Raw genomic sequence first — 20,452 nt, 5'->3', positions numbered from 1 at the left:
TTGATGATGTCTATGATGTAGAAATTCTAATCAAGCTGGCGGCACAAAGCATGAGTACTCACGCAACTCCATGAAAAGGACCGACGGAAAGCGGTTAAATGTGAGTGAAAACACTTTCATAACCGCTAAAAAAGGTGAAGATGAGTTGAAAGCAGCTCCAACTAGGCCGAGGTAATTATGTCGTTAGAACCCGTAGATACTGCCAAAGCACGGCAACTATTGAATCAGAGTATGGCCTTGGTGCTCGCGGGAGGGCGGGGCAGCCGCCTGAAGCAGCTGACCGACAACCGTGCCAAACCCGCCGTTCATTTCGGCGGCAAGTTCCGCATCATCGATTTCGTGCTCTCCAACTGCATCAACTCCGGCATCCGTCGGGTAGGTGTGGTGACCCAGTACAAGTCCCACAGCCTGCTGCGCCATCTGCAATCGGGCTGGTCCTTCCTGCGCTACCAGATGAACGAGTTCATCGACCTGCTGCCTGCCCAGCAGCGGGTGGACGAGGTGCACTGGTATCGCGGCACCGCCGACGCCATCTACCAGAACGTCGACATCATCCGCGACTACGGTCCCAAGTACATAGTGGTGCTGGCGGGGGATCACATCTACAAGATGGACTATGCCGCCATGCTGCTCGATCACGTGCGCCTCGGCGCCAAGGTGACGGTGGGCTGCATCGAGGTGCCTCGGGTGGAAGCCTCCGCCTTCGGCGTCATGGACATCGACGAGCAGCGCCAGATCCGCGCCTTCGTGGAGAAGCCGGCCAACCCGCCCGCGATGCCGGGCAACGAGGATGTCTCGCTGGCCTCCATGGGGATCTACATCTTCGAGGCGGAGTATCTGTATCAGTTGCTGGAGGAGGACATCAACAACCAGGAGTCCAAGCACGACTTCGGCATGGATCTGATCCCCCGCATCGTCACCGAAGGCAAGGCCTTCGCCCACCCCTTCACCATGTCCTGTGTCGGAGCCAAGGAGGGGGTGAAACCCTACTGGCGCGACGTGGGGACCCTGGATTCGTTCTGGGAGGCGAACATGGACTTGGCTTCAGTGGTGCCCGAGCTCGACATTTATGACGAGAACTGGCCCATCTGGACCAGCCAGAACATGGCACCTCCCGCCAAGTTCGTGCAGGACCGAAATGGCCAGCACGGCATGACCATCAACTCCATGTTTGCGGGTGGCTCCATCGTCAGCGGCTCCTTCGTGCTCAACTCGGTGCTGTTCACCAATGTGCGGGTGCACTCCTTCTGCACCCTGGATCAGGCGGTGATCTTCCCCGGGGTCGAGATAGGGGCCGGTTGCCGGCTGCGTCGGGTGGTGGTGGACAAGGGTTGCAAGCTGCCCGATGGGCTGGTGGTGGGGGAGAACGCGGACGAAGATAGCCGCCGCTTCTACCGCTCCGAGCAGGGCATCGTCTTGGTGACCAAGGAGATGCTGTCCAAACTGAAGGGATGACCGGAAACGCGAAAAAACAAGGGAGCCATCGAGGCTCCCTTTTTCATGTTGTCAGCAACGGATGATCCGCCGATTTATTTCTCGCTCACCACCGCCTTGCCGGCCATCACCATGGCGGTGCCGTGTTTGCCACCGGCGGCGGTGACTTGCGGCACGCCGTCTTCGTCGGTGTCATGACCTGCGCCTTCGATGAGGTTCTCACCGGAGTCTCCGATCCACTCAGCCATCTGCATGCCGCCGTTGACGGTGCCACGGAACCAGCTCACATAACGCTGGGTCAGCTGCGCCAGCTCCAACTCGGGGGCCTTCTCGGCACCTTCGTTGCGCAGGTTCAGCATGGCGGAGCGCAGGGCACCGGAGATGGCGGCCTGGGTCCAGGGGGTGTATTCACCCTGCTTGCCCGCGAGCCAGGTACCGGCCTTGGCATTGAAGAAAGCCTTGTCGGTGGCGATGAACAGCTCGCGCGCTGCACTGCGGTACTTGGCGTCCGAGGTGGCCAGGAAGGCGGCGGTCAGGCCGCGGATGGCGGCGAACTGGGTTTCGATGGACTGGCCAGCGTCCGGCTTGGCACCCAGGGTCAGGCCATCGTGCAGCAAACCGTTCTTGCCCTTGAGCTGAGCGAGCAGGAAATCGGCCTGCTGGCGGATCAGCACCAGAGCCTGCTGGCCCTGCGCGGTCTTGAGGTTCAACTCGCCGTTGTCACCGGCGGCGTAGCCAACCGGCAGCGCATCCTGGGCGCGCTGGAAGATCTGCAGGGCGACCAGGCTGTAAGCGGCGTCAAAGGTGGTGACGTGTTTGCCCTGTTTGTCAGCCTGCCAGCTGTCCACCAGGGTGCCGGCTTTGGCGTCGAAGTGCAGGGCATTGAGGTTCTTGAACACCATGCCGGAGAGGTTCAGGGCCAGGGAGAAGGCATCCTGACCCGCTACCAGCTTGGCGGCATCGCTGCCCTGATTGGCGGCTGGCGCGGCGGCGAAGGGGGCACCGTCAAACACAGCGTGGAAGGCCGGGTTCTGGTTGGTGTTGGCGCTGCGCTGATCGCTGAAGGCGTAGAACTCGGACAGGGGCCACAGCAGCATCCAGGCGTCACGCAGTTGGGCTGAGCCATCCACGACCGTCAGTTTGCCGATGGCGCCTACGTCGTTTTTGGTGGTTTCGGTCACTTTCACCTGATGGGGGAAGTAGACCACGCCCTTGGCCGGATCGTATTGCGGGCTTACCTTGGCGCCGAGTTGCTTGCCGTCGAAGCCGAGCTGGTCCTGCAGGATGGTCAGCTTGTCGATGGACTGTTCGGTCAGCATCATGCCGTTGAAGCCATCGGCGGCGGAGACCCCGAGTTTGTGCTTGCCATCCTGATCCATGGTGGCAGAGGCCGCCTCCACTTCTTCATCGGTCTCGGCCACGTGCATGCCGCCGAGGAAGTCCTGAGACCACATCACTTCTTTGAGCAGGATGCCGCCCACGGCCGCCGGGTTCAGCAGGTTGTCGGAGCCGCTCCAGCGCAGGGTCGCGTAGTCACGGAAGTAGGCAGGGACCTGGGTCTTGACCGCTTTCTCGGTGCCCTTGGCGGTCTTGATGGTGATCTGATCGCCATTGACCGGGGTCACGTTCACCGCTTGTGCAAACTCCGGGTTGGCGGAGGCGTAGGGCAGGGAGAGGGGATACATGCCTTGCGGCACCTCGTCGGCCGGGAAACCGACGGCCTCGGCCATGGTCAGCACCCGCTTGCCAAGATCGGCCAGGGTGCCGCCGCGGGCCAGGTTCTGCGGTCCGTTCACCAGATGCGGGCCCATGCCGGACTGGTAGTTCAGGGCATACATGGCTTCTTCGGAGTATTCATAGGATTCGATGCCGGCGGCGAAGTCGAACGGGGTCGGTTCATCGGCACGGTTGGCATCCAGCACGTCCAGATCCAGCCCCAGCGCTTCGGCCAGCGGCTCACCGGAGAGCTCGAATTCGGTATAGGCCAGCATGCTGGCGGCAGTGTTGAACGTCTTGTCTTCTACCTTGACGGCGGCGTGTGCGGCGCCGCTGAGCAGTGCACAGGCGACTGCCTGTACCAGTACGGTTTTTCTCATGTCCTTTTCACCATATGTTTGATTTTATTATGACGCTTCTCAAAATCGAAATGAGAATGGTGTGCATTATGGGGCAAAGGAAAGGGCTTGAGAAGAAAAAAGCCGCGCCTGTGATACTGGGGAGGGGAAGGCGCGGCGATGAGCATTACATCAGTTTGAAGGGGATGACCAGACGGCCCGGCTCGACCTTGAGGGCCTCGACTTTCTCCTTGATCCTGGCCTCGTTCTTGCGACTGCCGTCCAGGCGATAGACCGGGGTCTGGGAGAGGAACAGGGAGAGGGACTGGTTGAAGGTCGGCAGCAGCGGAGTGAGGGCGGCGCCCACGTCGGCCGGCTCTGTCTTGACCGAGATGAGCTCCAGATCGCGCAGGTAGATGGCGCCTTGCTCGGCCACGTAGTCCGGGCGGGCACTCAGGGAGAGGCGGATCTTCATCTGCTGGCTGCCGAGCGGGCTCGCCACCTGCAGATCACCAGCGGCGTCGAGCTCGACCCTGTCGGCGCGGCTGCGACCGATGCGACTCTGCATGTCGTCGAGGCTGATCCGGCTCGACATGATGCCGGGGATGCCGATCTCTTTCTCGAAGGCCACCCTGTCTTTGAGGTACTGGTTGATCTCGCCCTCGCTGACGCTGTACTGGGTGAGGGAGGAGCAGGCCGCCAGCAGCAGGGCGAAGGGGAGCAACAGCAGGTGCTTTGACATGAGAAGGTTCCATCTTGAGGGGTAACAACGAGTGATGGCGCCATCTTAGGGGCAAAGCGAATTGGCCGCCAGCCCGGGCATCTCATCCCGTTTCTGTCGCATCCCCCATATGGGGATGGCAATTTGTGTTCATTCGAGTAGGACTATCAGTCCCCGTCACGCCAGGCCAGTGCTGGCCTCATCGCCCCTATATCCACAGATAAGCTCCAGTTTTTCCGCCAAAAAATCCCCTTGACCGGGTTCTTTCTACACGAGTATTTTACCGCCGCTCAAAAGCAATTGATAACGATTATCATTTTGAATCATCTTTGAGGGTCTAGCGTGAATACTCTTGTAATGGAAGATGGTGCCCCAGCCGAGGCCGGCTCCCCGCCCGATTTCTTGTTTACCTCGGGCCAGGGCTGTATTCGTGCCTATGAGCTGGGACAGCCCATCAGCACCCCGGCCAGCAAGTGGCCCCTGCTGGAGCGCCAGATAGTCCAGGCCTTGGCAGTGGCAGAGGCCCAAGGCCAGGCCAACCCCCTGCTGATCGGTGCCTTCGCCTTTGACCCAGCCGAAGCCTCCTGCCTCTATGTGCCCGGCCGCTATGAGCGGGGCGCGCGAGTGCCCCCCGAGGCGAGTCCTCCCGACACCAATCGGGTGATCTCGGCGAGCAGCACCCCGGCGGCGGCCGAATTCAAGGCCTCGGTCAGCTCGGCCCTCGATGCGTTTGCCGAGGGACATCTCGCCAAGGTGGTGCTGTCGCGCAAACTCTCCCTGCAACTGAGCAGGCCCGCCGATCCCGAACGGGTGCTGGCGCGCTTGATGACCCAGAACCCCAATGCCTTCCACTTCTCCCTGCCGCTGGGGCAGGGGCGTCGCCTGCTCGGTGCCAGCCCCGAGCTGCTGCTGCGGGTCAGTGGTGGCGAGGTTTTCACCCATCCGCTGGCAGGCTCGGCCAGGCGGGCGAGCGAGCCGGATCAGGACCAGCAGGTGGCCCAGGATCTGCTGGCGTCGCGCAAGGATCAGCATGAACACAGGCTGGTGATCGACGAGATCCGCCGGGTGCTGGCGCCCCATTGCCGCGAGCTGGCGATCCCCCCTAGCCCGACTCTGATGAGCACGGATACCCTCTGGCATCTGGGCACCCCCATCGCAGGCCAGCTGCACGGGAGCGATGCCTCCGTGCTCTCCTTGGCGTGCCAGCTGCATCCCACCCCGGCGCTGTGCGGCTATCCCACCGAGCTTGCGCGCCAGTTCATCCGCGAGCAGGAGCCTTTCCGGCGTGCCCTGTTTAGCGGCATCGTCGGCTGGTGCGACAGCCAGGGTAACGGTGAATGGGCCGTGGTGATCCGCTGTGGCGTGCTTGATGGTCATCACGTTGAGCTGTTTGCCGGCGCCGGCATAGTCGCGGGCTCGGATCCCGCCATGGAGTGGGCCGAGACCGGCACCAAGCTGGGCACCATGCTCAAGGCGCTGGGTCTGGATCTGGAGGTCGCGCTATGAGACAGCACCATCACACAGGCCTGCCGAGTTGGCAGCCGAATCCCAAGGCGCTGGGTCTGGATCTGGAGGTCGCTCTATGAGACGGCACCATCACACAGGCCTGCCGAGTTGGCAGCCGAATCCCAAGGCGCTGGACTTGGATCTGGAGGTGGCCCTATGAGCGAGCCCAACCATTTCCTGCCTTACACCCGCTGGCCAAGCGAGCTGGTCGAGCAGTACCGTGCCAAGGGTTACTGGCGCGGCGAACCGCTGACCGCCATGCTGAGCCGCCAGTGCGCAGCGGCGCCGGATGCCACTGCCATTGTCTGTGGCGAGCGCAGCCTCAGCTACCGCGAGCTCGATGCCAGCTCGACCCGGCTGGCCGCGAGGCTCACCCGCCATGGTTTCAGGGTCGGTGATACGGCGCTGGTGCAATTGCCCAACGTGGCTGAGTTTTACCAAGTCTTCTTCGCCCTGCTCAAGGTCGGGATTGCCCCGGTCAATGCGCTCTTTAGCCACAACCGGCTGGAGCTGGTCTCCTATGCCGAGCAGATAGCTCCCAGGCTCTTTATCGGCTCGCTCGCTCACCCGCTATTTGCCGGAGCGGGTCGAGACAGCGACTTCCTGCCCAACCTGGGGGCCGAGCTGGTGCTGCTGGATGGTGAAGGCGGGGCGCTGGGGCTGGCCCACTGGCTCGGCGAGATGGATGCCGATCTCACCCAGACGCCGGCCTACGGGCCGAGTCCGGCGGATGAAGTGGCCTTCTTCCAGCTCTCCGGCGGCAGCACCGGCACCCCCAAGCTCATTCCTCGTACTCACGATGACTACTACTACAGCGTGCGCCGCAGCAACGAGATCTGCGAGCTCGGCCCCCATACCCGTTATCTGTGCGCCCTGCCGGCCCCCCACAACTTTCCCTTGAGCTCTCCCGGTGCGCTGGGGGTGTTCGACGCCGGTGGCACTGTGGTGCTGGCGCCGGATCCCGGCCCCATGAGCTGCTTCCCGCTGATCGCCCGTCACAGGGTCAACCTGACCTCCCTGGTGCCACCTGCGGTCTCTCTCTGGTTGCAGGCGGCCGAGGCCGATCCCATTGTGCGTACCCAGCTCGCCACCCTCGCACTGCTGCAAGTGGGGGGGGCCAAGCTGGCCGAGGCGGTGGCCAGACGGATCACCCCGCTGCTCGGTTGCCAGTTGCAACAGGTGTTTGGCATGGCTGAAGGGCTGGTCAACTACACCCGATTGGACGATGCGGACGACAAGATCATCCACACCCAGGGTTGCCCCATGAGCCCGGATGACGAGGTGCGCGTGCTGGACAAGGCGGGCAACCCGGTCGCCCCCGGCGAACCCGGCGCCCTGCATACCCGTGGCCCCTACACCTTTCGCGGCTACTACCAGAGCCCGGCCCACAACGCTCGGGTGTTCGATGGCGAGGGCTTCTACTGCTCGGGGGATCTGGTGGTGCAAGACCCCGATGGTTACCTGACCGTGGTGGGCCGGCAGAAGGATCAGATCAACCGCGGCGGCGAGAAGATCGCGGCCGAAGAGGTGGAGAACCAGCTGCTGCACCATCCGGCCATCACCCATGCGGCCCTGGTCTCCATGCCGGACGCCGCCATGGGGGAGAAGAGCTGCGCCTTCATCGTCACCACTGAGCCGGGACTCAAGGCCCTGGCCCTGCGCAAGTTCCTGCGCTCGCGCGGTGTCGCCGAATTCAAATTGCCGGATCGCTTCGAAATTCTCGACGCCCTGCCCATGACGGCGGTGGGCAAGATTGACAAGAAGGGCCTGCGTGAGCGCATCGCCCAATCGCTTGCCAGCAGCCTCACAGACAACACATTCACAGTTTAAAAATAAAAGGAATCATGACGTTATGGCTATCCCAACCCTGAATAACTACGCCATGCCCAGCCAATGGAAGGCCAACAAGGTCAGCTGGACCCTGGAGCCGCGCCGCGCGGCCCTGCTCATTCACGACATGCAGGAATATTTCACCGCCTTCTACGGCGAAGGCAGTCCGCTGATCGCCGCGCTGACCGAGCGGCTCGCCGCGGTGCGCAAGCACTGCAAGGCCCTCGGCATCCCGGTTTACTACACCGCCCAGCCCAAGGATCAGGCCCCCGAGGACAGAGCCCTGCTCAACGACATGTGGGGCCCGGGTCTGAACAAGAGCCCGGAGCTGCAGCAGGTGGTAGCGCCCCTGCGCCCGCAAAGCGATGATGTGGTGCTGGTCAAGTGGCGCTACAGCGCCTTCCAGCGCTCCGAGCTCGAGCAGATGCTCAAAGAGCAGGGCCGGGATCAGCTCATCATCGGCGGCATCTACGGTCACATCGGCTGCATGATGACCGCCTGCGACGCCTTCATGCGCGACATCCAGCCCTTCTTCCTGGCGGACGGGGTGGCGGACTTCTCCCTGGCCGATCACCAGATGGCGCTGGACTATGTGGCGACCCGTTGCGGCAAGGTAGTGCTCTGCGAAGAGGTGCTGGCCCTGGTCGCCCCTGCGGCCGGCACTGAGGGCGAGTCGCTCAACCCGCTGCTCAGCTACGAGGGGCTCAAGGCGCGGCTGCTGAGTCACATCGACGAGGAGGAGGGGGAGTTCGATCCAGACGAGAATCTCATCGACTACGGCCTCGACTCGGTGCGTATCATGTCCCTGCTCACCGAATGGCGCGCCGCCGGGGTGGAGCTGGGTTTCGTGGATCTCGCCAAGACGCCGACCCTCAATGGCTGGTGGCGTCTGGTTGAGATGAAGCTGGCAGAACATGCCCTGGAGGTGGCGCAATGAGTCGCTTCCCCCTCACCATCCCCCAACAGGGGCTTTGGTCCGGTCATCTGCTCAACGACGACAAGGCGATGTTCAACACCGCCGAGTGCATCGCCTTCGATGGCCAGGTTGATGGCGCCGTGCTGGCGGCCGCGATTGCGCAGGCGGTGAGCGAGTGCGAGGCGCTGCTGGGTCACTTCGACGCCTCCGATGAGCCGGTCTGTTTCGTCTCCCACTCGGTGCCGCTGGCCTATCGTGAGCTGGTGCTGGACGGGGGTGATGAAGCTGCCGCTCGCGCCTGGGCCTGGGCGGATCTGCGCCGCCCGTTCGAGTTGACCGCCGAATCCCCCTGCCGCTTCGCCTTGTTGCGCGGCACCAGTCGGGATTTTCTCTACAGCTGCGTGCACCACATCGCCCTCGATGGCTTTGGTACCACCCTGCTGTTCCAGCGCATCGCCGAGCTGTACGGTGAAGGGCTGGCCGAGGTGGCGTCTTCACCATCCCCCTTTGGCCTGCTGGAAGAAGTGCTGGCAGAGGAAGTGACCCGGGATTCGAGCGGCAAGAACGCCGCCGCTCGCGCCTTTTGGCAGGAGCAGTTGCAGGGCTGGCCCGAGGTGCGCTCCTTTAGCGAATCCCGTGCCCCCATCGCCGCCGAGTTCATTCGCGAGAGCCGCCTGCTGCCGGTCGAACTGTGGCAATCTCTGGTGCGCTTTGCCGATGACAACAAGCTGAGCTGGCCCGATCTGCTGCTGGCCGGGCTCTCGGCCCAGCTGTCGCTGGCCAGCGGTCAGGGCCAGACCCTGTTTGGCCTGATGATGATGAACCGCATCGGCTCGGCGTCCCTGACCGTGCCCTGCATGCAGATGAACATCACGCCGCTGGCGCTGGCGCTTGATGAGGCGCTGAGTCTGGCGGGGGCCGCCGGCGCCGTGGCCAAGGCCAAGCGCGGGGTGCGCAAGCATCAGCACTATCGCTACGAGCTGTTGCGTCGTGACCTCGGTCTGGTGGGCGGCGACAAGCGGCTGTTCGGCCCGCTGGTCAATATCATGCCGTTCGACCATGCCCGCCGCTTCGGGCCGTTGTCGGCCCACATCCTCAATATCAGCGCCGGTCCGGTGGAGGATCTCACCATCGAGATCCAGGTCGGTGCCGACGGTCAGCCCAGGCTGGATCTCGACGCCAACCCGGGCTGCTACCAGAGTGCGGATCTGGCACGCATCGCCGATACCCTGTTCGCCCTGCTGAGACGCTGGCTGGCCGAGCCGACCCTGACCCTGGGCAACCTCAAGGCTGACTGGCTCGCCGAGCAGCGCGCAGGAGCCCTGATCTCGGGTCCTGCCCGTGAGGTGATCAACGTGCGTCCCGTGCTGGATGCCCTCTGCCACTTCGCGGCCCAGACTCCGGACAAGATTGCGCTGGAGCAGGGGGAGGTCAGCTTCAGCTACGAGGCGCTGCTGGCGCGCAGCGAGCAGATGGCCTCGGCCCTGCAGGCCGCCGGCGTGCAGCCGGGGGAGCGGGTCGGCGTCATGCTGGCACGCTCGCCCCAGGCCATCTTCGCCCAGCTGGCGGTACTCCTGGCGGGCGCCGTCTATGTGCCGCTCGATCCCGAGCAGCCCCTGGAGCGTCAGGGCCATATCCTGCGCCTCGGCGAAGTAAAGACCCTCATTACTCAGGCCGAATATCGCCACAAGCTGGCCAGCCTGTTCGCGGGCCGCACCCTGTTGGTGGGGGATCTGGTGAGTGAGAACCGCCTCTGCCAGCCGGCCGGCGGCGCGGCGCTGGCGTACCTGATGTTTACCTCCGGCTCCACCGGCCTGCCCAAGGGCGTGGCCATCAGCCACGGCGCCCTGGATCACTTCGCCGCCGCCGCCCGCTGCCGTTATCACCTGGATGAAGGGGCGCGGATGCTGCAATTCGCCCCCTTCAACTTCGACGCCAGCATCGAGGAGGTGTTTGCCACCTTAAGCGCCGGCGCCACTCTGGTGCTGCGCACCGACGCCCTGCTCGAATCCATCCCCGCCTTCGTCGCCGGCATAGAGCAACAAGGGATCACCCATCTCGACCTGCCTACCGCGTTCTGGAACGAGTGGGTGGTGTCGCTGGGGGCTGGTCAGGCCCACATCCCGGCGGGGCTTGCTACCGTCATCATCGGTGGCGAGGCGGTCTACCCGGAGCAGCTGGCCCAGTGGCAGCGCCAGGGGCGCCCCGACCTGCGCCTGTTCAATACCTATGGTCCGACCGAGACCACAGTGGTGGTCACCACTCAGGAGCTGCAAGGGGAAGACGCGACACAGGCCCAGTTGCCCATCGGCCTGCCGCTGCCTGGCATGCAGGCGCTGATCCTGGGGGCGGGGGAGCAACCCGCTGAAGAAGGCGAGCTGGTGCTACTCGGCCCGCAGCTCGCCAACGGCTATGTCGGCGGCGTGCAAGGCAGTTTTGGTACCCTGCGGGTCGGGGCGCAGACCCTGCCGGTCTATCGCACCGGCGATCGGGTGCGCTGGGTGGCCGGTCGTCTGGTCTATCTCGGCCGCCGTGACAACGAGTTCAAGATCAGCGGCTACCGCATCCAGCCCGGTGAGGTCGAGGCCCAGTTGCTGGCGCTTTCCGGGGTCGATGAGGCCTGCGTGCAAGGGGTGAGCATCGGCAATGTACGCCGACTGGTGGCCTTCGTGGCCGGCCCTGAGCGCGACAGCCGGGTCATCAAGGGGCAGCTGGCCAGGGTGCTGCCCGCCGCCATGATCCCCACCGACTATCGCCACTTTGATCAGCTGCCCCGCACCGGCTCCAACAAGCTGGATCGCAAGGGGCTGCTGGCCCAGTACCAGGCCGGGGGCGAGGCGCTGGCACTCGGCAGCGAGACCGAGAACAGGGTTGGCGCCATCTGGCAGCAGATCCTGGGACTGGCCAGCATGGGGCCGGCGGACAACTTCTTCGAGCTGGGGGGCCAGTCCCTGCAGACCATTCAGATAGTGAACCGGCTCGGCGCCGAGTTCGGGGTGCAGGTGAAGGTCTCCGATGTGTTCGACCATCCCCGCCTGGATGATTTCTGCCGCTTCCTCGATGGCAAGCTGGTAGAGGATGAAGAGAGCGTGGAGATGGTGTGGTGATGCAGATGGAACAACAGAAAATGAACTGGAACTTCAGTGGTAAAAGGGTCTGGGTCACCGGCGCCGGGCGCGGCATAGGCCACGAGGTGGCGAAGCAGTTCGTCGCCGCCGGTGCCTCTGTGGTGGGGCTGGATCGGGACTTTCCCCATGCCTCTTACGCTTATGCCACCCGCGAGCTCGACATCCGTGATCCGCAGGCGGTCAATGCCTGCTGCGAGGGGCTGCTGGCCGATGGCGGGCTGGATGTGCTGGTCAACGGGGCCGGGGTGTTGCGGCTCGGCCCCACCGAAAGCTTGAGCGATGCCGATTGGGATGACTGCATGGCGGTCAACGCCAGCGGCGTCTTCTACCTGCTGCGGGCCCTGGTGCCCCATTTCAAGGTGCAGCAGCGCGGCACCATCGTCACCATCGGCTCCAACGCCGCCCATGTGCCGCGCATGCAGATGGCGGCTTACTGCGCCTCCAAGGCGGCGGTTACCAGCCTGACCCAGACGGTCGGGTTGGAGTTGGCCACCTCTGGTGTGCGGGTCAACCTGGTCTCCCCTGGCTCGACGGATACCGAGATGCTGCGCGGCATGCTGCCGGATGAGGGGGCCATGGCTCGCACCATTGCCGGGCTGCCGGCCCAGTTCAAGCTCGGTATACCCCTAAACAAGATCGCCACCCCGCGCGAGATTGCCAATACCGTCCTCTTCCTGGCCTCGGACTTGGCCAGTCACATCACACTGCAGGATCTGGTCGTCGACGGCGGCGCCACCCTGAGCGCCTGATCCAAGCGCCGGTTTAAGGGATTGAGACAATTCATGAACAATATGATTTCGCTGCTCCAGCAGCTGGAACGCCAGGGGGTCAAGCTGGCCCTGAATAAGAAGGGCCAGCTCATCTCCCAATCGAGCAAGGAGGCGGTGACCCCAGCCATCGGCGCCCTCATCAAGGCGCACAAGGATGCGCTGGTGCGCTGCCTTGGCGCGCGCGCCGCCTTCGAGGCCCCCATCGTTGCGCAGATTGAGACGAAAGGCGCCCTGCGGGGGCCGCTCTCCTCCTCCCAGAGCGGGCTCTGGTTTATCGAGCAGTATGAGGAGGCCTCCCACCTCTACAACATGCCGGTCTACTTTCGGGTCAGTGGCGAGCTGGACACGGCCGCGCTGGAGTTTGCCTTCGATCACCTGTTTGCCCGCCACCCCAGCATGCGCACCCGTTTCGTCAAGGACGAGGCGGGCAGGGGGGCCCAGGAGATCTTGCCGCACCAGCCGTTCAAGCTGGCCATCGAAGACGTCAGTCAGCAGCCGCAAGGCGAGCGCGAGGCCTATGTGGCGCGGCGAGTACGAGAGGAGATAGGGCGCCCCTTCTCCCTGACGCAGGGGGACCTCAGCCGGGTCAACCTCATTCGGTTGGGGACTCTTGAACATGTGCTGCTGATCACCCAGCACCACATCATCTCCGACGGCTGGTCGGTCAAGAACATGTTCGCCGATCTCAAACGCGCCTTCCTGGCTCATCAGAACCGCGAGCCCTTGACGGTGGCGCCGCTTCCGCTCACCTACCTCGACTATGCCCACTGGTTCAACTCCCCGCGGTTTCTCGACTATCACGCCGAGTTCAAGCCGTTCTGGGTGGACCGCCTCAGCGGCAGCCCCGAGGTACACGGCCTGCCACTCGACAAGCCGCGCCCGGCCCATCAGGCCAGCGGCGGCGAGCTGGTGTTCTCCACCATAGACAACGGCCTGTGGGACAGCTTCAAGCGCCTGTGCCAGCGTCACAACACCTCCAACTTCATCGGCCTGCACGCCCTGTTCGCCCTGCTGATGGTGCGCCAGAGCGGGGAGAAGGAGATCGTCATCGGCACGCCGCTCGCCTACCGCGAGCGCCACGAAATCGAGTCCCTGGTGGGCTTCTTCGTCAACACGCTCGTGCTGCGCACCCGACTGGAGGGGCGACCCAGCTTCGTCGATTACCTGCAGCAGTGCCGGGAAGAAGATTTAGCTGCCTTTGACCATCAACTCTATCGGTTTGAGGCGCTGGCCGAGGCCATAGGCGCGGATCGCACCACCTCCATCAACCCCATCTTCCAGATCATGCTGGTGTATCAGGCCAAGGTGGATTTCAACGATCTGCTCCCCGGCTGCCAGCTGGTGGAGGAGACCTCCCCCGTGCTGCCCGCCAAGACCGACATCTCGGTCAAGGTGACCGAGTTGATGGACTCGGTGCGGGTGGACTGGTTGTTTGCCACCGCCCTGTTCGAGCGCGCCACCATCGAGGGATACGCGGATCGCCTGCTGCACCTGATGCGCGCCGTGGTGGCCGCCCCCGAGACCGACATCTGGCAACTGCCCCTGGAGGCGGGAATGGACAGGTCGGCGCTGGCCGCCGAGCTTGCCAGCCTGCCGAGCGACTACCACAACCGGGAGACCCTGCTCTGCCAGTTCGAGCGTCAGGCGACCACTCATCCCGATGCGCTGGCCGTGACCGACGGTGAGCGCGCCCTGAGCTATGGCGAGCTGGAGGCTGAGGCCAACCGGCTGGCCCACTGGCTACAGGCCGAGGGCATCACCCCGGGCGCCGCCATCGGCATCCAGGCCAAACGGGATGTCGCCTTCGTCATCGGCCTCTTGGCCTGCTGGAAGGCGGGGGCGGCCTATGTGCCGCTCGATCCGGCCTATCCCGCCGAGCGACTGGCTCATATTCTCGGCGATGCGTCCATCAGCCTGGTGCTGGGGGGCGAGCAGGACGAACGACTGGCCGAGGCGCTGCCGCTGGTGGCGTCCGGCACTCAGGCCCGTTATCAGAACCTGCATCAGTTGGCGCTGGCCGAACTGTCGGCGCAGGCACCTGCCGTAGTGCGGGATCCCGCCATGCTGGCCCAGATCATCTACACCTCGGGCTCCACCGGCCTGCCCAAGGGGGTCATGGTGGAGCAGGGCAGCCTGGTCAACCTGATGGCGGATCACGGGCCGCGCATCGGCCTCGATCAGCAGGGATCCATGTTCAACTGCATGTCTCTCTCGTTCGATGCGGGCAACATGACCACCTTGCTGCCGCTCTCTTGCGGTGCGGCCCTGCACTTTGGCGAGCCGGGAGAGGGGGTGATCACCGCCGCGATCGCCTGCGGCGCCAGCCATATGATCTTGCCGACAGCGCTGTTGGCCAACCTGCTGCCACCGGCGGATCTCGGTCCTCTCAAGGCCATCGGCTTTGGCGGCGAAGCCTGCCCGAGCAGCCTGGTGGAGCGTTGGGGAGACAGGGTCGCACTCTTTAACATGTATGGCCCGACCGAGTGCACGGTGACCGCGCTCTGCGCGCGGATCAAACCGGGAGCGCCCATCACCATAGGCCAGCCGATCGCCAACCTGAAGGCACTGATCCTGGACGAGGCGGGCAACCCCTGTCCGGTCGGGGTGCCCGGCGAGCTCTGCCTGGCCGGCCTCGGGTTGGCCCGTGGCTACCTCAATCTGCCGGATCGCACCCAAGAGGCCTTCGTTGAGCTCAGGTTTGATGAAAGCGCCGATGGCCGCACTCATCGCCTCTATCGCACCGGCGATCGGGCGCTCCTGCGCCGCGACGGCAACATCAGCTATCTGGGCAGGCTGGATGAGCAAATCAAGCTGCGGGGCTATCGCATCGAGCCGGGCGAGATCGAGACCCAGCTCGCGGCGATCGAACCGGCCATCCGCCAGATCAAGGTGGTGGTGCAGCAGGGCCGCCTGCTGGCCTATGCCAGCCTGCAAGCCGGCGCGAGCGAGCCCGATGGCGAAGCCCTGCTGCAACGGGCTGGCGAACTGCTGCCCGAATACATGGTGCCGGTGCGGCTGTGCTGGCTGGCCGAGATGCCGCTCACCCCCAACGGCAAGCTGGACTCGCGCCGCCTGCCCGCCATCCATTGGCAGGAGAACAAGAGCGAGGCCAAGGATGAGCTGGAGCGACAAGTGCTCGCCATCTGGCAAGGGGTGCTCAAGCAACCGCTCGGGGTGGAAGACGACTTCTTCCGCCTCGGCGGGGATTCCATCCTCAGCATCCAGCTCACCACCCGGCTGCGTGACGCCGGGCTGCACTGCAGCGTGAAGGACGTGTTCGAGGCCAAGACGGTGCGCCGCCTCTGCCGTCAGCTCGGCCAGCAGCAGCGCGTCAGCCACCAGACGGAGCAGGGCGTGCTCGAGGGGGAATTCCCCCTGCACCCCATTCAGCACTGGTTCTTCGAGCAGGGCTTTGCCCGGCCCGGCCACTGGAACCAGGGGGTGATACTGCGCCTGCCCGTCGGCATAGACGACGCCGCCCTGATGGGCTGGATGAATACCCTGCTCGGTCACCACGACGCCCTGCGCCTCGCGGTCACCCCCACCGGTCAGCGTTATCTGCCCGAGCTGGTGCTGCCGCCCCTGCATCTGCTGGATGCGGCCGATCTGGACGAGGCCGAGTTGCAGGCTCACTTGACCCAGTGGCAGGGGGACTTTGCCCCCGAGCGCGGCCAGACCCTGGCCTGGGCCCGGCTGAAGCATCTCGCGAGCGAGGCGGACGCCGACCCCGTGGAGGGGCTCTTTATCGCCTTCCACCATCTGGTCATAGATGCCGTCTCCTGGCGCATCCTGGCCGAGGATCTCGTACGGCTGTCCGAGGGCCGTGCCTTGCCTGCCAAGGGCAGCAGCTACCGCCAGTGGGGTGAGGGGCTTGCCGCCTACGCGACCCGCGAAGCCGCCCAGCTGGCATTCTGGCTGGGGCAGGGGGAGGGCTGCGAGCAAGGCTTGCTGGAGGCGCAGCGCGCCCCGGATGGTCGCGCCGCCGCCAGCCTGTTGCGTCTCGATGCAGAGACCACCGCCCGCCTCATCGATGAGGCCAATCAGGCTCACCTGACCCAGGTGCCGGATCTGCTGCTGGCCGCCCTGACCCGCACTTTGAGCGAGCTTGGGTATGGGGAGCGTCAGTGCGTGATGCAGGAAGGGCACGGCCGTGAAGCCATCGATGCTGAAGTCATTGATCCTGAAACCAGAGCCCCGCAACTGGATGTGAGCCGCACCCTGGGCTGGTTCACCAGCACCTATCCGCTGGCGCTGGTCGATCGGGAAATCTGGAGCGATCTCGTCTGCGATACCAAGGAGCGGCTGCGGGCCGTGCCGGACAAGGGGGTCGGTTTCAATCCCCTGCGCCTGCACCATCCCCGCGGCCGGGCGTTGCCTCACTCCAATATCGTCTTCAACTACCTGGGGGTCTCCCACAGAGGCACGCCAGCTCCCTGGCAGCCCCTGCCGGTGGCGCCGGGCCAACCCTCGGCGCCACAGAACCTGCCGCGTGAGCTCATCAGCCTGCACGGCGGCGTCTACGGCGGTTGTCTCACCCTGCGTCAGGTCGGCGCCCTCAACCAGGAGGCCAGCGACGCCCTGATGGCGGCGCTGGCGGCCAATATCGAGGCCTTGGTGAACGCCTGTTGCGCGCAAGCCAAGCCGCGCCGGACCCCGAGCGACTTCCCGGGCCTGGCGCTCTCCCAACCCGCCCTGGACAGGGTGCTGGACGCAGAACAGGCCGGCGGCGAGGTGGAGACCCTGCTGCCCATGACCTCCCTGCAGCAGAGCATGCTCTATCACAGGGCGCTGGCACCTCGTGATACGGCTTACCACCTGCAGACCGAGATGGACTACCACCAGCCGCTGGATGTGAGCGTCTATCGGGCCGCCTGGCAGGGGCAGTTGGCCCGCTGGCCGGTGCTAAGGGCCGCCTTGCTGGTGGAGGATGGCGTCGCGTTGCAGCGGATCCTGCGCAGCGCCACGCTGCCGTTCCATCACGAGGATTTGTCCGGTGTGGCGGGGGCCGATGCTCGCATTGCCGCCTATCGCCAGCAGGACTTGGCCCATCCCATCCCCCTGGACAAGGCGCCGCTGTTGCGTATCGCCTGCTTCACATTGGCCCCCGATCACCACAAGGTGATCCTGAGTGCCCACCATGGCGTGCTGGATGGCTGGAGTGGCCCCGTGCTGCTGGGCTCCTTGCATCGGCACTATCAGCAGTCAATGACGCAATCCCTGATGCAGGGGACCGCGCCCGAGGCGAAACCGGATACCGCCTGGCTCGAATTCGGCCGTTATATCGCCAGCCACAAGGCGGAGCATGAGGCCTATTGGCAGGGTCGCGCCGAGCTGCTGGCCAAGCCCAACGATCTTTCCGCCCTGTTCGGGGTGGCACTCGAGCCGCACCTGACCCAGCGCGTTACGCAACATAAGCCCGAGGTGTGTGGCCAGACGCTGGCGCCGGCATTATCAGCGCAGCTGGAGGCGCGGGCCCGCGAGCTCGGGGTGACCGCCGGGCTGTTGGCCCAGTATGCCTGGCACCGCCTGCTCGCCCGCCAGGGCGGCGATGAGGTTACCCTGGTCGGCAACGTGACCCCGGGCCGGGACTTCCCCATCGAGGGGATCACGCAGAGCGTCGGGCTCTATATCAACAGCCTGCCGCTCGCCCTGGACTGGCGCACCGAGGCGACCCTGGCGCAGCATATCGGTCAGCTGCAGCGGGACTCGCTGGCGCTGAACCAGTACGGCACCCAGTCCCTGGCGGCCCTGACGAAAGGCCGGGCCCGCCTGTTCCAGAGCCTGTTCGTGTTCGAGAACTACCCCATGCCGACACGGCCCGAGACGCTGGCGCCCCATCAGTTGATGCCGCACTTTGGCAGCGTGGTGGAGAAGGTGGAGCTGCCGCTCTCGCTGGTGGTGAATGCCCGTGGTGGCCAGCTCAATCTGCGCTTCGAATACGATGGCGAGCTGATCGCGCGTGAACGCGCCGAGGCGGTCTTGGCGCAGTGGATGGCGGAGCTGGCGTGGCTGGCACAGGCCTCCCTGGCCGAGCCTGCTCGTCTGCCTGGCATTGAAGCTGTCGGTGCAGCAGAGCCCGTTCGGGCCTTGGCTCCGCGCGAGGTCTGCCCGAGCGATCCCCAGGCCCGCCGCCTGCTGGCCCTGTGGCAGCAGCATTGTGGCGAGGCGGCGAGCTGGCAGCAGAGTCTGCTGGCGCTCGGCGTGGACTCGGTGCAACAACTTGCCCTGCTGGCGGCCCTGAATCAGGCGTTTGCCGGGGATCATCGTCCGCTGACGCTGCGGGATCTCAAGCTGCAGGGTGCACCTTGCGCGCTCTTTAATCACTGGCTGGTACACCTGCCCGAGGAGGTATCATGACGGCCTCAACCCTTGTCGCCACACAGCTCGCAATCAAGGAGGCGGGGGTCACCCCGTCCCATTCACCGCAGCGGGCGGGGCTGGGCACTCGCCTGGCCGCCCTGCTCGGCGGCACGCCGCTGGCGCCCGCCATCGGCATGGAGGGGCGCTGGCTGACCTACGCCGAGCTCAGTGTCCGGGTCGACCAGATTGCCGCCAGCCTTAAGGGGCTGGCGGTGGGAGAGCGAGTCGGACTCTATCTGGATCGCACCCCGGATCTGGTGGCCAGCCTGCTCGCCTGTTTGCGCCTCGGTCTCACCTTCGTGCCGCTGGAGCCGGATTTCCCGGTGGCGCGGTTGCAGGGCATTGCCCGTCAGGCCCGGCTCTCGGCGGTGATCTGCAACAATGGCGAAGGGGTGCCCGACTTTGGCTGCCCGCAGCGGGCCCTCACCGAACTGGCCGAGCCTGCGTCGGGCTCGGTGCGACGTGGGGCGCCCTCCTATCCCCAGGTGGACGATGCCCTGGCGGCCTACATGATGTTCACCTCGGGCTCGACCGGTGAGCCCAAGGGGGTGGTCATCAGTCGGCGCGCGCTGCTCTGCTTCCTCGACGGGATCCGCGAGCGGCTCGGGCTGACCCCGGGTTGCCACTGGCTGTTCATCACCACCCCGGCCTTCGACATCTCCCTGCTGGAGATGCTGGGGCCGCTCTGGAGCGGGGGCCGCCTGACGGTGGCGGGCAATCGGCACAACAAGGATCCCCTGGGGATGATGGCGTTGTTGGCGGCGGATACCTCCATCAACTGGCTGCAGGCGACCCCGGCCTGCTGGCGCATGCTGCTCAAAGCGGGCTGGCAGGGGGGCGACAGCCTCACCGCCCTGTGCGGGGGCGAGGCGCTGGATCCGGGGCTGGCCGAGCAGCTGTGCAGCCGCACCCAGCGGCTGTGGAACTGTTACGGCCCGACCGAGGCCACCGTCTGGTCGCTGGTGAGCGAGGTGCGCATGCCCCTGGCCGGCGGGCGCATCACCATCAGTCACAGCCTGCCCGGCTACCGGCACTGGGTGCTGGATAGCGCAGGCAAGATGGTTGGCGAGGGGGAGGAGGGGGAGCTGTGCATCGAGAGTCCGGCCCTGTGCGAGGGTTACTGGCGCAAGCCCGCCCTCACCGCGGCGGCCTTCCTGCGGGTCGACAATCATCGCCTCTATCGCACCGGCGATCGGGTGCGGCTGCTGGGTACGGATAGCTTCCTCTATCTGGGACGGCGCGACGATCAGATAAAGCTGCGTGGTTTTCGCATCGAGCTGGGGGAGGTGGAGGCCGGTCTGCGGCGCCAGACTGGGGTACAGGAGGCGGCGGTGCGCCACTTTGGCGAGGGGGATGAGGCCATGCTGGTGGGCTATGTGGAGGCCAAAGCCGGGGTGACGCTCAATCGACTGGCCCTGCGCAAGGGCCTGCAGGCCAGTCTGCCGCACTACATGGTGCCGGCGCGCCTCATACTGCTGGACGCCCTGCCCAAAACCGGCAGCGGCAAGCTGGATAGAAAGGCGTTACCGCTGTCTGAGTGAATATTGGTAGTGTGGTAAACTGCCAAAGCTTGGTTTCATAGCGCATATGTGCTTTGAAATTCAAACTAACTGGTGAAGTTTCGCTTGCGGGCCTATCCCGCGAGCGGCAAGCTGGATCTCCCAGGGGGCCTGTCTTTGCCGGCAGCATCAGTTTGCCAGCCAAACAAAAGCCCGCATGATGCGGGCTTTTTT

Annotated in this window: 10 protein-coding genes; 8 read left to right on the top strand and 2 right to left on the bottom strand. The window is 65.0% G+C overall.

Annotated features, from left to right (window positions below):
- The first annotated feature begins 177 nt into the window (after positions 1-177).
- Positions 178-1,455 carry a glucose-1-phosphate adenylyltransferase gene (gene glgC, locus ACZ9IL_RS08880; RefSeq protein WP_476003180.1) on the top strand — a complete coding sequence of 426 codons (1,278 nt, stop codon included), beginning with the start codon at positions 178-180 and terminating at the stop codon, positions 1,453-1,455.
- A gap of 74 nt (positions 1,456-1,529) precedes the next feature.
- Here the strand turns inward: glgC and ACZ9IL_RS08875 are convergent, their stop codons facing one another.
- Positions 1,530-3,530 (bottom strand): hypothetical protein, encoded by a 2,001-nt coding sequence (locus ACZ9IL_RS08875; protein WP_476003179.1) that lies wholly within the window; start codon positions 3,528-3,530, stop codon positions 1,530-1,532.
- 145 nt (positions 3,531-3,675) lie between these two features.
- Positions 3,676-4,230, bottom strand: a complete 555-nt coding sequence (locus tag ACZ9IL_RS08870) for a lipoprotein (RefSeq protein WP_476003178.1) — start codon at positions 4,228-4,230, stop codon at positions 3,676-3,678.
- 321 nt (positions 4,231-4,551) lie between these two features.
- Here ACZ9IL_RS08870 and ACZ9IL_RS08865 point away from each other — a divergent pair, with 321 nt between their 5' ends.
- The 7 genes from ACZ9IL_RS08865 to ACZ9IL_RS08835 all read left to right on the top strand — a co-directional run bounded on the left by ACZ9IL_RS08865 (position 4,552) and on the right by ACZ9IL_RS08835 (position 20,260).
- On the top strand, positions 4,552-5,715 hold the full coding sequence (locus ACZ9IL_RS08865; RefSeq protein WP_476003177.1) for an isochorismate synthase: 1,164 nt from the start codon (positions 4,552-4,554) through the stop codon (positions 5,713-5,715).
- A gap of 156 nt (positions 5,716-5,871) precedes the next feature.
- The gene (locus tag ACZ9IL_RS08860) at positions 5,872-7,545 is read left to right on the top strand and encodes a (2,3-dihydroxybenzoyl)adenylate synthase (RefSeq protein ID WP_476003176.1); all 1,674 of its coding nucleotides are present in this window, start codon (positions 5,872-5,874) and stop codon (positions 7,543-7,545) included.
- A 22-nt stretch (positions 7,546-7,567) separates the two neighbouring features.
- The gene (locus ACZ9IL_RS08855) at positions 7,568-8,482 is read left to right on the top strand and encodes an isochorismatase family protein (protein ID WP_476003175.1); all 915 of its coding nucleotides are present in this window, start codon (positions 7,568-7,570) and stop codon (positions 8,480-8,482) included.
- Positions 8,479-11,568 (top strand): amino acid adenylation domain-containing protein, encoded by a 3,090-nt coding sequence (locus tag ACZ9IL_RS08850; RefSeq protein ID WP_476003174.1) that lies wholly within the window; start codon positions 8,479-8,481, stop codon positions 11,566-11,568. Before ACZ9IL_RS08855 ends, ACZ9IL_RS08850 begins: the two co-directional genes overlap by 4 nt.
- Before the next feature lie 20 nt (positions 11,569-11,588).
- Entirely contained in the window at positions 11,589-12,338 is a 750-nt protein-coding gene (gene dhbA, locus ACZ9IL_RS08845) for a 2,3-dihydro-2,3-dihydroxybenzoate dehydrogenase (RefSeq protein ID WP_476005327.1), read from the top strand.
- A 33-nt stretch (positions 12,339-12,371) separates the two neighbouring features.
- The gene (locus ACZ9IL_RS08840; RefSeq protein WP_476003173.1) at positions 12,372-18,716 is read left to right on the top strand and encodes an amino acid adenylation domain-containing protein; all 6,345 of its coding nucleotides are present in this window, start codon (positions 12,372-12,374) and stop codon (positions 18,714-18,716) included.
- The gene (locus ACZ9IL_RS08835) at positions 18,713-20,260 is read left to right on the top strand and encodes an amino acid adenylation domain-containing protein (RefSeq protein ID WP_476003172.1); all 1,548 of its coding nucleotides are present in this window, start codon (positions 18,713-18,715) and stop codon (positions 20,258-20,260) included. Before ACZ9IL_RS08840 ends, ACZ9IL_RS08835 begins: the two co-directional genes overlap by 4 nt.
- The last annotated feature ends 192 nt before the right edge of the window (positions 20,261-20,452 follow it).

The organism is Aeromonas sp. TECH754 (assembly GCF_056279295.1).
Note: the sequence above shows the minus strand (reverse complement) of the source record. Positions and strands in the feature narration are given on the sequence as shown.